Genomic DNA, 12,751 nt, shown 5'->3' on the forward strand with positions numbered 1-12,751 from the left:
TAACGACTAATACAGATGGATTAATTTATTAGAAAATAGATCATAATATTTCCTGAGGTTATTGAGTTTATAATCAGGTCATTTGGCGAAAATCCCTTTTCCGCATAAATTCATATTTTCAGGTAAGACAATAATTACTGGCTAACGGCTCCGGCGACAGCTGCAACGCTTTTCGCCTTTTCCACTTCATTCTTTATTAATGAACGCTCATAGGCACGCAGGAATGGCAGATAAATCACCGCCGACATCACCATGCAGATAACGCACATCACCACCGGGCTTAAGGTCCAGTTAGCCGCCCACGAGGCGCCAATCGGCGCGGGCGTCGTCCACGGCGTCAGCGACACCACCTGGCTCAGCCAGCCAAGACGGGTTGCGCCGTAAGCCAGCACCGCGTTAACCATCGGCACGCAGACGAAGGGGATAAACATCATTGGGTTCATGATGATCGGCGCGCCGAACAGAATCGGTTCGTTGATATTAAAGAAGCTCGGCACGATGCCCATTTTGCCGATAGTCCGCAGATGCGTGACCCGGCTACGCAGCAGCAGGAAGGCCAGCGGCAGGGTCGAACCGACGCCGCCAATCAGCAAATAGTGATCCCAGAAGCCCTGCAGGTAAACGTGCGGCAGCGCCGCGCCGGCCGCCAGCGCCGCCTGGTTTGCCGACAGATTGGCCATCCAGAACGGGTTCATAATGCCGGTAACAATAAGCGAGCCGTGAATACCGGCGAACCAGAAAATCTGGCACATCAGCACCGACAGCAGAATCGCCGGCAGCGAATCGGAGGCGGAGACCAGCGGTTCCAGCAGATGCATAATCGCCTGCGGCAGGATCATGCCGGTTTGCGCTTCAATGAACAGGTTGAGCGGATGCAGAGTACCGATGACCACCAGTACCGGAATGAGGATCTCAAATGAACGGGCGACGCCGGTCGGCACCTCTTTCGGCAGGCGAATGGTCACGTTGTTTTGCTTAAGCCAAGCGTAAACGCGGGTGGAGTAGATGGCGGTGATCAGCGCGGTGAAAATGCCCTGGCCGGATAAATACTGAGTAGAAATTTTGCCATCGGCATAGGGCGCAGCGACCAGCAGGAAGGCCATAAACGCCAGCAGGCCTGACATGACCGGATCGAGCTGGAACTGGCGTCCGAGGCTGGCGCCGATGCCGACCGAGATAAAGAAGGTCATGACGCCCATGCTGAGATTAAACGGCAACATCAGCTGTTCACGGTACTGCTGGGAAAAATCCAGCCAGCCGCGGGCAAAGCCGTTAGTGGTCTCCGGCGAGAAAGGCGGAAAGATAAATACCAGCATGAAAGAGCCGATGATCATGAACGGCAATGCGGCGGTAAAGCCATCGCGGATGGCGATAACATATTTCTGTTGCCCAAGGCGTCCTGCCAGCGGAGTAATAGACTGCTCGATCACGGCAATCATCGACTGATACAGAGAACTCATTTGAACACCTCTTAGTGCGCCGCGGCGATCAGCGACAGGGCATAATTCAGAACGTTATCTCCCCGCTGCATTCCGTAATCCATCGTATCGATAGGCTGGACGGGAATATTCAGGGGAGCGGCTTTCTCGCTAAGCATTTTCAGCATGTATTTGACCTGCGGGCCAAGCAGCACCACCTGGTATTGCGGAAACTGCATATCAAATTCGGCAACGCCATAGGCGTCAATCTGCACCGGCAGGTCGCGTTCCTTTGCGGCATCCACCATTTTCCTCACCAGCAGGCTGGTGGACATTCCGGCGGAGCAGCACAGCATAATCTTGTACATCGACGGCTTTCCTCATATGTAAAAAGTTATTGCGAGGATGATTTGATATCAGACGGAAACCGGTTTCCATTTATAAAAAACAGAACTGTGAGCGCGGTCAATAACTCACCGTTAGCGGCCTTACTAATTAGATTTTGCTCACAAAATAATGTCGATTTGGCGTGGTTTTTTGCCGAAATGGAAAATCGGTTTCCAAATAAAAAAGGAAACGGCTATACTGCCGCTGGTTATAATTGAAGCGATTCAGGACACAGCGTTACAGGGGCCTAACCGCGCCTGCCAGGGGAAAAAAGATGTCGACAATCAATGATGTATCACGGTTAGCCGGGGTATCGAAAGCCACGGTTTCGCGCGTGCTCAGCGGTTCGCGCGGGGTAAAAGAGGCCAGCCGCCAGGCGGTGCTGCAGGCGGCGGAAACGCTTAACTACCGGCCCAATATGATTGCCCAATCCTTACTGAGCCAGTCGACGGGCTGTATCGGCGTGATTTGCGCGCAGGACAACATCAATCAGACCACCAGCTATCTCTACGCCCTGGAAAAACAGCTCAGCCAGCATCAGAAACATCTACTGCTGCGCTTCGCCAATAACCGCGGCGACGTATTAAGCGCGCTGGATGAACTCACCTGTGGCCTGTGTGATGACGTGCTGATCATCGGCGCGCGCTTTCCGCTGCAGATCGAGCGCCCCGATGTGGTGCTGATTGATTGTCTGGAAAGCGATGGCGAGAACAGTATTCAGTTTGATCACGCCTTCGCCGCGGAAACCGCCTGTCATTATCTGATTAATCAGGGGCGGCGGCAGATTGCGCTGATCCATCCGCAGGGGAGCGGCTTTGCCGACCAGGTGCTGCTGGGCTATAAGCATGCGCTGGAGAAGAACTTCCTGCCGTTTAATCGCAACCTGGTCTTCCTGGACTGCCCCTCGTCGTCGGTGGCGGTGCAGGAGCTGATGAATAACGCCACTACCCTGAACTTTAATGCGCTGTTGGTGAGCGATGAACTGCAGGCGCAGCGGGTAGTGCCGCAGCTGCAGGCGTTTAACCGCGCGGTGCCGGAAAAAGTAATGGTCTTCAGTCTCGCGGGTTCGCTGCAGATGCCGGGTATTCCAACCATCCCGGCGATTGAGTATTCGATGGATGCGATGGCTTCGCGGATCGTCAACTGGCTGATCGGCAAAAGCCCGCAGCCCGGCGGCAGCCTGCTGCGCGGCGACTTAATTATTCCCTAGAGGTGCGGAGATATTCTAAACATGCGTATCTAAATGCCATCAAGCATGAAATCGAGCGCTCCTTTAATAGCGTTGCGGTATCCGCTCGCATCGCAAAACTCGACCCCTAAGGCTTTAACAGGAATGGTTGCCGCTTCGTGTGTCATCAAAACGTATTTTTTCCCGTCAACCAAAGCCAGTATCGGGTTTAAACGCTCCGGCGCGGGATTAACACCGAGTCGCTCAACGGGCATTAACGGGATCGCTAAGCGGCGATTAATGTCGCCAATAATGTCACTGGTAACATCAATTAAAAGTGGGAAGGCCGGGTTTTTACTGGTACTTCTGTAGACATAATATTGCACTGTCAAAAACTCCGATATTCATCAGAAAAGCATCCGGTCTCTTCCCCTAAAGCATTCATTGCAGCTATTGCTTCAGCATTAGCTTCGCGCCAACGCAGGGCAGCATGTTTTTTCAGCTCAGCATCAAGCGCTGCGGCTAATGTAGCGCTCATATTTACACCGGCTTCGCGCGCACGATTGAGTAAATCCCGTTCGAGAGTGACGGTCACGTTTTGCGTTTTACGTTTTACAGTCATGATGAGATCTCCAGTGAGCAGATATGTGGAGCTTACACTTATACTGACACGATCGCTACCTGGCGGCCTCTGATAGCTCATCGCGATAAAACATATTATTTAGGAGATACGGTGAGGGTAACGCCCTCATGGGACGTAAAGCCTGAGTCCGGCGAAGTACCGAACTCAGGTGAGGATAATTTGGAGTGGCAACGGTTTTCCTGATAATTCAGCCCGTTATTTACCCGGGCAGCGAATTTTATCAATGGCGGCCAGATAGCCTTTTTGATTATTGCGCTCTTTCGCCAGCGTCGCTTCGCGAACGTAACTCTGGTTGTCTTTCGAGGCGAGGATTTTATTGGCGAAATCGTTATCGCTGAGGGTGCTCGCCGGGGCGCATTTTTCCTTCACCGCTTTCAACACCTGCTGTTTTTGCTGCTCAAACTGCAGGCTTTGCAGCGGCGATTCGGCCCACGCCGCGCTGGCGCTAAGGGCAGTAACCAGACACAACATCCAACACGCTTTCATGGCGCTTCTCCTTCACTTTTCGCTTCAGTCAACTATATGCGCAGCAGGTGAATTGCGCAAATGTTAGACATTTTTTGTTGTTTAAAATCAGACGATTGCTATTACGCCGCGCGTACCCGCCGCCGGGAATCCACCGCGATAAGAATGACCGAAGAGAGAATCAACAGCGTCCCCAGCCAGTCCGGCAGAGTAAAGGTAATGCCCAACAGCAAGAGAGAGAGCAGGGCGCTGCTCAGCGGCTCGGCGCAGCTGAGGATCCCGGCTTTTGCGCCGCCAATTTTCTGAGCGCCGTTGAGATACAGGCTGAAAGTCAGCGAGGTGCCGATCACCACGAGATAGAAAAACGCCAGCAGCAGACGGCCGTTCACCACAAAGTTCGCGCTCTGGCTGCCATAAAACGGCAACAGCATCGCCCCGCCAATCAGCATGCTCCAGCCGACGATCGGCAGTGTGCCGTAGCGGGCGATAAGCGTTGAGGGATAGGTGGTATAAAACGCCGCCGCGAAGGCAGAAGCGATCCCCCAGAACAGCGCCGCCGGCGAGATGGAGAGCGAGGTCGGGTTGCCGTGGGTGACCAGCAGGAAGGTGCCGGCAAGCGAGGTGCCAATCGCCAGCAGCACAAAGGGACTAGGCCGCGCCTTACGCGCCAGCGCGAACCAGGCGACGATAATCGTCGGCGACAAAAACTGTAGCACCGTGGCGGTGGCGGCGTTCGACTTCTCGATAGTCATCAGGAAGGTGTACTGCACGGTTAACGCGCCGACCAGCGAGAAAAACAGCAGGCTAAGGGCATCTTTGCGGTTTTGCATGACGCGGAAAATTTTGTCGCCGTGAACGAAAGCGAGCATCAGCAAAATCAGCCCGGCGAACAGCAGGCGGATCATGGTCAGATAGGGCGATGACATCTGACTTTGCTGCATAATGTACTGCGCGCAGACCCCGGAACTGCCCCACAGGACGGCGGCGATCAATACGTTCAACATCCCTCTTTTGCTGGAACCCATTTTTCCCTCGCGTGAAATAGCGCAAAGCAGGAATCATAGCACGGCGGCGACGCGGCGCGTGTTTTACCAGGGGTTTCGCGGAAAGCCCCTTCCTTTGAGGTCGGGGATGTAGAGCGAAGCGCCCGCCAGGGCGCTAATGAGGCCGGTTCTGATCCTCAATGTATTTCTTAATCACTTCAAGGGGCGCACCGCCCACGCTGCCAGCGAAATAAGACGGCGACCATAGAGCGTCTGACTTCCAGGCGGGTTTATGCAGGTCTGGATGATGCAATTTCATCTTGCGGCTGCTAACCCCTTTTAGGCTGTTAACTAGCTTGCTGATTGATACCTTCGGCGGGAAGTTAAGCAGCATGTGAACGTGATCCGACTCACCGTTAAACTCCACCAGTTCGCATTCAAACAGCTCGCAAACGTTGCGACAAATCCCCTCAAGCGTTTCCAGGTGCGCTTCATTAAAGACACGCCCGCGATACTTCGTTATGAAGATTAAATGACAGTGCAGCATGAAAACGCAATGTCGCCCCGTTCGATATATTAAGTCCATAGACCAACCTTGCAAAAGTGATTTTATGCGAGTAGCGTAGCTCGTTATGAGCATTCAGACCAAAACTTTATCAGTCAGAGTTAAAGACCGCCACGCCGCCGTTTTGCGGCAGATGGCCTTTGAGGTCAATCAGGTCTTTAATCTGGCAAACGAGATAACCAGCGAGGCATACAGCAACGCTGGCGTTTTTGGTGCGCAGGTTCCAAAGTGGTTAACCGCGTTTGATGTTCAGAAGATGACAACCGGCATACAGCGTGAGCGCGGCTATTCCATCGGCAGCGCTACAGTGCAGGAAGTGATCGCTCACCACGGCAAGGCGCGGAAACAGTTCAAGCGTTCCCGCCTGCGCTGGCGCGTCAGTGGCGGCGCTCGCCGTTCGCTGGGCTGGGTGCCGTTCAAATCAAAGCAGGCGAAGTGGCAAAACGGCTGCGTTAAGTTCGCCGGGCACTACTTTAAAGTTTGGGATAGCTACGGTCTTGCGGGCTACAAATTCCGCGCAGGCAGTTTTTCCGAAGATAGCCGAGGGCGATGGTACTTCAATATCTGCGTAGAGGTTGCGACCGTCCATACCACGGGCGCGACCGCTGTCGGCATAGACCTCGGGTTAAAGGATACCGCCACGGTATCCGATGGCAGCAAACTGATCGCCGGTCGTTTTTATCGCGACCTGCAACCAGCATTAGGCAAGGCGCAACAGGCAGGCAAAAAAGCCCGTGTACGCGCCATCCACGCCAAAATTAAGAATCGCCGCAAAGATGCCCTGCACAAGTTCAGCACGGCGCTGGTAAACAGCCATGCGGCGATATTCGTAGGCGATGTGAGCAGCAGCAAGTTAGCCAAAACCAAAATGGCTAAAAGCGTCCTGGACGCTGGCTGGGCGATGCTCAAAACACAACTGGAATATAAAGCGATTGCGCGCTCAGTGGTGTTCGAAGTGGTCAACGAAAGGTATTCCACCCAGGCTTGTTCGTGTTGCGGGGCTATCTCCAACAACAGTCCGAAAGGTAGAGCAGGTTTGCGAATAAGAGAATGGACTTGTTGTGAGTGCGGAACCGCTCATGATCGCGACGTTAACGCCGCAAAGAACATTCTCGCGGCAGGACATTGCCGTCTAGCTGTAGGAATCCCCGTCCTTTAGGACGGGGAGGATGTCAATGCCGACGCCACTCGCCCGGCGTCATGCCGTAGTGTTTTTTAAAGGTTTTCGCAAATGAAGCCTGTGATTGAAAACCGCAGCGTTCGGCAATCACTTCCAGCCGCGCCTGGCGATCGAGATGCAGCAGGCGAGCGGCCATCGCCATCCGCAGTTGCGACAGCCACGCCTGCGGCGTCAGATGATAGACGCGGGCAAAATGACGGGCGAAGGTGGCGCGCGATAAAAACGCCCGCGCCGCCATGCTCTCGATAGTCCACGGCTGTTCCGGCGCGGCCAGCACCGCGAGAACGGCCGGCATCAGCCGCGCATCGCTCATCAGGCGCAGCAGGCCGCCCGGCGGCTCCTGCGCGCCGAGCAGGGTACGTAACAGCAGTACCAGCAGCGTATCGCCAAGGCTGCGCACGATAGCGCTACCGCCGGGATGTTCCGCCAGGCTTTCGCGTACCAGCACGTTAAGCAATATATCCAGCTCCGGGCAATCTTCGCGCTCGTCGGTGTGTAAATGGATAAGCTCCGACTCTTCGGCGAACAGCCAGTCGACGTGCGGGCCGAAGTAAAACTCGCCGCACAGCATCTCCAGCGCGTCGCTTTCCACGGCGGTACGCACTTCCGTTAGCGTGCCGTTAAAGCGATGGGCGACGGGCAGTACCTGGCCCCACTCCACCAGGCTCTCCATCAGATGCGGCGAACCGTGCGGCAGCAGGATCACGTCGCCGGCGCGCATGTGGCGGGTTTGATGACCGACGGTTAACCGCCCTTCGCCGCGCAACACAAAGTGCCACGGCACCACGCCCGCTCGCATTTGATCGTGTCCGGCCTGCCAGCGGCCGCCGAAACGGCAATGCAGATTCACTTCGCAACGCGGGGCCAGCAGCGTCAACAGATGGCTCAAACTATCCATGCGACTCCTGAGACGATAAGACAAAAAAATGAGACGAAGAGCGCCAGTCTAGCACGTCGCCGACCACTAAGATGTCTCCATTGCCACAACTACCCGCCAATAACAGGAGAACACCATGAGCCGTTTAGCCGATATCCGTGAACAAGATGCCACCGGGAAAGCCGCCGATATTTTCGCCGGAATTAAAAAAGCGATGGGTAAAGTGCCGAATGCCTATCTGACCATCGGCGGCCACTCGCCGGCGGCGCTGCAACAGGCGCTGGCGCACAACGCGATGCTGCATAAAAGCAGCCTCACCGCGCAGGAGCTGGAAGCGATTAATTTATCGGTCAGCGAAGCGACCGGCTGTGATTACTGCCTGGCCGCCCATACCCTGATGGCCAAAAAAGCGGGCTTCAGCGGCGAGCAAATCCACGCCCTGCGCCGCGGCGAGTATACGGAAGATGCGCGCCTGGACGCGCTGGTGAAATTCGCCCAAACCCTGGTGACCACCACCGGTACGCTGCCGGAAGCGGACGTCACCGCGCTGCGTCACGCCGGTTTTAGCGACCAGCAGGTGATTGAGATCGTCAGCGCCGTCAGCGCCATCCTGTTCACCAACATGGTGAACCGGGTTAACGACACGGTAGTGGACTTCCCGAAAGCCGATTAACCCGTCGTCGCGCGCCTGTTTACAGTCCCAGTTCGCTTAGCCCCGGATGATCGTCAGGGCGGCGACCCTGAGGCCAGTGGAACAGGCGCTCGCTTGCCGCGATCGGCAAATCGTTGATGCAGGCGTAGCGCGTGGACATTAGCCCGTGCTCATCAAACTGCCAGTTTTCATTGCCGTACGAACGAAACCAGTTGCCGCTGTCGTCGCACCACTCATAGGCGAAGCGTACGGCGATGCGATTATCCTGCCATGCCCATAGCTCCTTAATCAGCCGGTATTGCAGCTCTTTACGCCATTTTCGCTGCAGAAACTCCACGATTTGCCCCCGTCCGTGGACAAATTCGCTGCGGTTGCGCCATTCGCTATCCACGGTGTATGCCAGCGCGACTTTTTGCGCATCGCGGCTGTTCCAGCCATCTTCGGCGGCGCGCACCTTCTGCGCGGCGCTGTCGCGGGTAAACGGCGGTAACGGGGGACGTTGTTCGCTCATCAGGACTCTCCTTTTGGGGATAATTGTTGCTGCAGGCGCTGATTCTCCTGCTCCAGTTCATGAATACGCTCTTGCAGGCTCTGGTTGTATTCCGCGACCTGCTGTGCGCTGTAGCGCGGCGTAATGTGCTGCGGACAGTTCCAGTCAAAAGCCTGCAGATGAAAACGAAACAGGCGTTCGATGCGGGCGCGATAGTTTGCCGGCGTCACTAACGCCAGCAGCTCAGGCTGCTCTTCCGCCGCCAGCACCTCGACGGTGGCGTAGATTTTCAGCCTGGCACGGCGCGGGTAATCCATCAAAAAGAGGCAGGCCCGGTCGCTGCCGCGCAGGTTGCCGGTGGTGATGTACTGGCGATTACCGCCGAAATCGGCCATGGCCAGCGTGGTGTCATCCAGCAGGCGCAGAAAACCCGGCGGGCCGCCGCGATGCTGAATGTAGGGCCAGCCGCTTTGCGACACCGTCGCCAGATAAAAACTGTCGCGGGTGGCGATCATCCCCTCTTCGCTGGCGCCGAAGCGATCCGCCTGACGGCGGCTGTGTGGCGTTTGCCACAGCTGGTCGCTGCCCATTTCATGTTGCACATCCATGACATCCGGGGTGATCGCGATATCGAGAAAGGTTGCTGCCATAACGCCTCCTGAAGGTAGGGGGCTATCATGGACTGTGCTGTGAAAAATGATAATACTGCTTATCTGGTAATCATCTTTCCGGATAACGGGAGAATAATGGACCGATTAAGCGCTATGGCGCTGCTGGTGAAAGTCACTGAACTGGGCAGTATGTCGGCGGCGGCGCGGGCGCTGAATACGCCGTTGACGACCGTGAGCCGTAATATCGGCGAGCTGGAGAGCGCGCTGGGAGTCCGTTTATTGACGCGCACTACCCGTAAACTCACCCTCACCGATGCCGGCGTCGATTATGTCGCCGCCGCGCGGCGGATCCTCGAAGAGGTGGAAAACGCCGAACGCCGGGCAACGGGTGAATACCAGGAGCCGAAGGGCGAGCTAGTGATCTCCGCGCCGACCATGTTTGGTCGCCAGCACGTTCTGCCAGTCATTAGTGAATTTATCGCCCGTTATCCGCAAATTCGCGTACGTTTGTTACTCAGCGACAGTAATGCCGATCTGGTCGGCGACCATATCGATCTGGCGGTACGGATTGGTGAATTGGCTGATAGCAGCATGGTGGCCACCCGGCTGGGCGCGATGCGCATTGTAGCCTGCGCCCATCCCGCGCTGTTGGCGAAATACGGCGAACCGCAGCGTCCGCGCGATCTGGCGGCGCTGCCGATCATCCGTATTGAATCGCCGATGCCCTATCGCGGCTGGCGCTTTCGCGCCGTTGAACGGGAAGATCAGCTGATTAATCTGCCGCCGGTGTTGGCCGTCACCACGCCGGAGAGCGCCGCCGATGCCGCCCGGCTGGGCGTTGGGGTGGCCCGCTTGCTGCACTATCAGGCGCTGGATGGCCTGCGCTGCGGGGAACTGCGTCTGCTGCTGGAAAGCGTCGAGCCGGAGCCCGCGCCGGTTCATTTGTTATATACCGCGCGGGAGCTGGCGCCGCTTAAGCTGCGGAAATTTATCGACTTTGCCGCGCCGGCGCTGCGCCAGTCCTTGCTGCGTATTGCCGGGGCCGCTTAATGCGCCGCGCTTTTCAGCGGCGCCTCCTTCAATAGCCAGGAAAGGACAAACGCGACGGCCATAATGCAGGCCGCCATCAGGAACGCCGCATGGATCGCCGCGCCGAAGGCGTCGAGATAATCGAGACGGATCGCTGCTGGCAGATGCTGTACCGCCACCGGATTCATGGCTGGCGGCATCACCGCGCCCTCCGGCAGCAGTTTCTGCAGGTTATTTTGCAGCACATGGGTAAAGACCGCGCCGAACAATGCCACGCCGATGGAGCCGCCAATTGAGCGGAACAGGATCACACCGGAGGTGGCGACGCCGTACATCTGCGCCGGCATCGCATTCTGTACCGCCAGCACCAGTACCTGCATCACCACCCCCAGGCCCGCGCCGAGCACGCCGGTAAACAGGTATAACTGCCACATTGGCGAATGAATGGTGATACGGGTCAGCAGCACCATGCCGGTCACGCCGAGCAGGGTACCGATAATCGGGAAAATCCGGTATTTCCCGGTGTGGCTAATCACCCGGCCGCTGATGATCGAGGTCAGCAGCAGGCCGCCCATCAGCGGGATTAACTGTAACCCGGCCTCGGTTGGCGTCGCCTCTTTCACCACCTGCAGATAGAGCGGCAGGAAAGTGACCGAACCGAACAGCGACATGCCGATAACAAAGCCAATCAGGCTGCACAGCAGGAAGCTGCGGTTGCGGAATAGCGACAGCGGAATAATCGGCTCGACGGCGATCCGTTCTTCATAGATAAAGCCGATGATCCCCACGATGCCGAAGGCCAGAATGCACCACAGCTGCGGATCATTCCACGCATGGACGCTGCCGCCTTCCGAGGTAAACAGGATGATGCACAACAGCGCCATGCTGAGGTAAATCGCCCCCAGCCAGTCAATCTGATGCTGGCTACGTTTGTTGCTGCTGTGGAATACCGCGCCGATAACCAGCAACGCGAACAGACCCAGCGGCAGGTTGATATAGAAAATCCAGCGCCACGAGGCGTGCTGTACCAGGAAACCGCCGATCAGCGGGCCGATAACCGTCGCCAGGCCGAAGACGCCGCCGAACAGCCCCTGATAGCGTCCGCGGTTGGCAGGTGGGATAACGTCGGCGACCGCCGCCATGCTGATCACCATCAGGCCGCCGCCGCCGAGCCCCTGTAGCGCGCGCATCAGTACCAATTGCGTCATGTTCTGCGCCAGCCCGCAGAGCGCGGAACCGGCAAGAAACAACACGATCGCCACCTGCAGCACGATTTTACGCCCGAACAGATCGCCGAATTTACCGTACAGCGGCACTACGATGGTCGAGCTGAGGATATAGGCGGTGACCACCCACGAGAGTTTATCCAGCCCGCCGAGCTCGCCAACGATAGTAGGCAAGGCGGTGGAGACGATGGTCTGGTCCAGCGCCGACAGCAGCATCACCAGCAACAGGGCGCTGAACAGCAGGCGGATTGACGGCGCCGGTTGGCTTGCGACTTCAGATGTCATTGCATCACTCGCTTGAAATTAATTAAATGCATAATTAATATTTAGGGAAATGATGAATCGGGTCAAGAGATCGCCAACATATGCCAGCACAAAAAGCTAATGAAGCGCCGCGCCGCCCTGGTCGGCCACGTGGTAAAAAGCCGGGAACCGCTAACCGCGAGCAGTTGATCGATATCGCCCTGGCGCTGTTTGCTCGTCACGGCGCGGCCCGCGTGTCGTTAAATGCCATTGCCAAAGAGGCCGGGGTGACGCCGGCGATGCTGAATTACTATTTTACGTCGCGGGAAGCGCTGATTGAGAATTTGCTGGAAGAGCGCTTTATGCCGCTGCGCAACGATATCAGCCGCATATTTGTCGACCATCCGCAGGATCCGGTGACGGCGTTGACGATGATGGTTGAGACGCTGGCGGACATGGCGGAGCAAAATGCCTGGTTTGCGCCGCTGTGGATGCAGGAGATCATCGGCGAGATGCCGATGCTGCGCCAGCACATGGATGCGCGCTTCGGCGAGGAGCGTTTTCAGGTGATGCTGGAGACGGTTCGTCGCTGGCAGCAGGAGGGGAAAATTAACCCGGCGCTGGCGCCGGAGCTGCTGTTTACCACGGTGATTAGCCTGGTGCTGGTGCCGTTCTCGCGCATCCATAGCGATCCGCGTTTACAGGCGGTAACCCGGCAGACCATTGTGAGCCACGCGCTGGCGTTAATGGGCCACGGGGTCGGCGGTTAAGTTGTTAATTCAGATGCCGACACTGCTTCTGCGTTATGACTCTC

At 56.7% G+C, this 12,751-nt stretch carries 16 protein-coding genes; 5 read left to right on the plus strand and 11 right to left on the minus strand.

Annotation, left to right across the window (positions count from 1 at the left end; all coding sequences use genetic code 11):
* Window positions 1-134 precede the first annotated feature (134 nt).
* Window positions 135-1,460, minus strand: coding sequence for a PTS sugar transporter subunit IIC (locus tag PGS10_RS09060; RefSeq protein WP_045390501.1), 1,326 nt, complete (start codon window positions 1,458-1,460; stop codon window positions 135-137).
* Window positions 1,461-1,471: 11 nt separating this feature from the next.
* Window positions 1,472-1,786, minus strand: coding sequence for a PTS sugar transporter subunit IIB (locus PGS10_RS09065; protein WP_015369080.1), 315 nt, complete (start codon window positions 1,784-1,786; stop codon window positions 1,472-1,474).
* A gap of 293 nt (window positions 1,787-2,079) precedes the next feature.
* On the opposite strand from PGS10_RS09065, the gene PGS10_RS09070 reads away from it, so the two are divergent.
* The gene (locus tag PGS10_RS09070; RefSeq protein ID WP_047047582.1) at window positions 2,080-3,015 is read left to right on the plus strand and encodes a LacI family DNA-binding transcriptional regulator; all 936 of its coding nucleotides are present in this window, start codon (window positions 2,080-2,082) and stop codon (window positions 3,013-3,015) included.
* 29 nt (window positions 3,016-3,044) lie between these two features.
* On the opposite strand, the gene PGS10_RS09075 is transcribed toward PGS10_RS09070, so the two are convergent.
* The 5 genes from PGS10_RS09075 to tnpA form a co-directional block, all read right to left on the minus strand.
* Window positions 3,045-3,359, minus strand: a complete 315-nt coding sequence (locus PGS10_RS09075; protein WP_047078232.1) for a CcdB family protein — start codon at window positions 3,357-3,359, stop codon at window positions 3,045-3,047.
* Between the two features lie 2 nt (window positions 3,360-3,361).
* Window positions 3,362-3,595, minus strand: coding sequence for a type II toxin-antitoxin system CcdA family antitoxin (locus PGS10_RS09080; RefSeq protein WP_045390507.1), 234 nt, complete (start codon window positions 3,593-3,595; stop codon window positions 3,362-3,364).
* A gap of 216 nt (window positions 3,596-3,811) precedes the next feature.
* Entirely contained in the window at window positions 3,812-4,102 is a 291-nt protein-coding gene (locus PGS10_RS09085) for a YicS family protein (RefSeq protein ID WP_045390509.1), read from the minus strand.
* Window positions 4,103-4,203: 101 nt separating this feature from the next.
* Window positions 4,204-5,106, minus strand: a complete 903-nt coding sequence (locus PGS10_RS09090) for an EamA family transporter (RefSeq protein ID WP_015369087.1) — start codon at window positions 5,104-5,106, stop codon at window positions 4,204-4,206.
* Between the two features lie 133 nt (window positions 5,107-5,239).
* A complete protein-coding gene (gene tnpA / locus PGS10_RS09095; RefSeq protein ID WP_063416198.1) occupies window positions 5,240-5,650 on the minus strand; it encodes an IS200/IS605 family transposase in 411 nt (136 codons plus the stop codon).
* A 46-nt stretch (window positions 5,651-5,696) separates the two neighbouring features.
* Here tnpA and PGS10_RS09100 point away from each other — a divergent pair, with 46 nt between their 5' ends.
* A complete protein-coding gene (locus PGS10_RS09100) occupies window positions 5,697-6,788 on the plus strand; it encodes an RNA-guided endonuclease InsQ/TnpB family protein (protein WP_063416196.1) in 1,092 nt (363 codons plus the stop codon).
* Between the two features lie 13 nt (window positions 6,789-6,801).
* Here the strand turns inward: PGS10_RS09100 and PGS10_RS09105 are convergent, their stop codons facing one another.
* Window positions 6,802-7,707 carry an AraC family transcriptional regulator gene (locus tag PGS10_RS09105; RefSeq protein WP_316422750.1) on the minus strand — a complete coding sequence of 302 codons (906 nt, stop codon included), beginning with the start codon at window positions 7,705-7,707 and terminating at the stop codon, window positions 6,802-6,804.
* Window positions 7,708-7,822: 115 nt separating this feature from the next.
* On the opposite strand from PGS10_RS09105, the gene PGS10_RS09110 reads away from it, so the two are divergent.
* Window positions 7,823-8,359 (plus strand): carboxymuconolactone decarboxylase family protein, encoded by a 537-nt coding sequence (locus tag PGS10_RS09110; RefSeq protein ID WP_316422751.1) that lies wholly within the window; start codon window positions 7,823-7,825, stop codon window positions 8,357-8,359.
* Between the two features lie 19 nt (window positions 8,360-8,378).
* Here the strand turns inward: PGS10_RS09110 and PGS10_RS09115 are convergent, their stop codons facing one another.
* Together PGS10_RS09115 and PGS10_RS09120 are read right to left on the minus strand one after the other, a co-directional pair.
* Complete coding sequence (locus PGS10_RS09115; protein ID WP_316422752.1) at window positions 8,379-8,849, minus strand: nuclear transport factor 2 family protein; 471 nt, start codon at window positions 8,847-8,849, stop codon at window positions 8,379-8,381.
* A complete protein-coding gene (locus PGS10_RS09120; RefSeq protein ID WP_316422753.1) occupies window positions 8,849-9,478 on the minus strand; it encodes a pyridoxamine 5'-phosphate oxidase family protein in 630 nt (209 codons plus the stop codon). Before PGS10_RS09120 ends, PGS10_RS09115 begins: the two co-directional genes overlap by 1 nt.
* A 39-nt stretch (window positions 9,479-9,517) precedes the next feature.
* On the opposite strand from PGS10_RS09120, the gene PGS10_RS09125 reads away from it, so the two are divergent.
* Entirely contained in the window at window positions 9,518-10,489 is a 972-nt protein-coding gene (locus tag PGS10_RS09125; RefSeq protein ID WP_162183996.1) for a LysR substrate-binding domain-containing protein, read from the plus strand.
* Here PGS10_RS09125 and PGS10_RS09130 read toward each other — a convergent pair.
* Entirely contained in the window at window positions 10,486-11,979 is a 1,494-nt protein-coding gene (locus tag PGS10_RS09130) for an MDR family MFS transporter (protein WP_316422755.1), read from the minus strand. The two genes, PGS10_RS09125 and PGS10_RS09130, sit on opposite strands and share 4 nt — an antisense overlap.
* Window positions 11,980-12,059: 80 nt before the next feature.
* On the opposite strand from PGS10_RS09130, the gene PGS10_RS09135 reads away from it, so the two are divergent.
* Window positions 12,060-12,707 (plus strand): TetR/AcrR family transcriptional regulator, encoded by a 648-nt coding sequence (locus PGS10_RS09135; protein WP_032709455.1) that lies wholly within the window; start codon window positions 12,060-12,062, stop codon window positions 12,705-12,707.
* The last annotated feature ends 44 nt before the right edge of the window (window positions 12,708-12,751 follow it).

This window comes from Klebsiella sp. 141153 (assembly GCF_032601995.1).
Lineage (GTDB): Bacteria > Pseudomonadota > Gammaproteobacteria > Enterobacterales > Enterobacteriaceae > Klebsiella > Klebsiella aerogenes.

Coding starts and splice junctions, on each gene's coding strand:
- PGS10_RS09060 (WP_045390501.1), bottom strand. CDS start 1,460: ATGAGTTCTCTGTATCAGTCGATGATTGCCGTGATCGAGCAGTCTATT.
- PGS10_RS09120 (WP_316422753.1), bottom strand. CDS start 9,478: ATGGCAGCAACCTTTCTCGATATCGCGATCACCCCGGATGTCATGGAT.
- PGS10_RS09080 (WP_045390507.1), bottom strand. CDS start 3,595: ATGACTGTAAAACGTAAAACGCAAAACGTGACCGTCACTCTCGAACGG.
- tnpA (WP_063416198.1), bottom strand. CDS start 5,650: ATGGACTTAATATATCGAACGGGGCGACATTGCGTTTTCATGCTGCAC.
- PGS10_RS09135 (WP_032709455.1), top strand. CDS start 12,060: ATGCCAGCACAAAAAGCTAATGAAGCGCCGCGCCGCCCTGGTCGGCCA.
- PGS10_RS09115 (WP_316422752.1), bottom strand. CDS start 8,849: ATGAGCGAACAACGTCCCCCGTTACCGCCGTTTACCCGCGACAGCGCC.
- PGS10_RS09110 (WP_316422751.1), top strand. CDS start 7,823: ATGAGCCGTTTAGCCGATATCCGTGAACAAGATGCCACCGGGAAAGCC.
- PGS10_RS09105 (WP_316422750.1), bottom strand. CDS start 7,707: ATGGATAGTTTGAGCCATCTGTTGACGCTGCTGGCCCCGCGTTGCGAA.
- PGS10_RS09070 (WP_047047582.1), top strand. CDS start 2,080: ATGTCGACAATCAATGATGTATCACGGTTAGCCGGGGTATCGAAAGCC.
- PGS10_RS09090 (WP_015369087.1), bottom strand. CDS start 5,106: ATGGGTTCCAGCAAAAGAGGGATGTTGAACGTATTGATCGCCGCCGTC.
- PGS10_RS09065 (WP_015369080.1), bottom strand. CDS start 1,786: ATGTACAAGATTATGCTGTGCTGCTCCGCCGGAATGTCCACCAGCCTG.
- PGS10_RS09085 (WP_045390509.1), bottom strand. CDS start 4,102: ATGAAAGCGTGTTGGATGTTGTGTCTGGTTACTGCCCTTAGCGCCAGC.
- PGS10_RS09130 (WP_316422755.1), bottom strand. CDS start 11,979: ATGACATCTGAAGTCGCAAGCCAACCGGCGCCGTCAATCCGCCTGCTG.
- PGS10_RS09100 (WP_063416196.1), top strand. CDS start 5,697: ATGAGCATTCAGACCAAAACTTTATCAGTCAGAGTTAAAGACCGCCAC.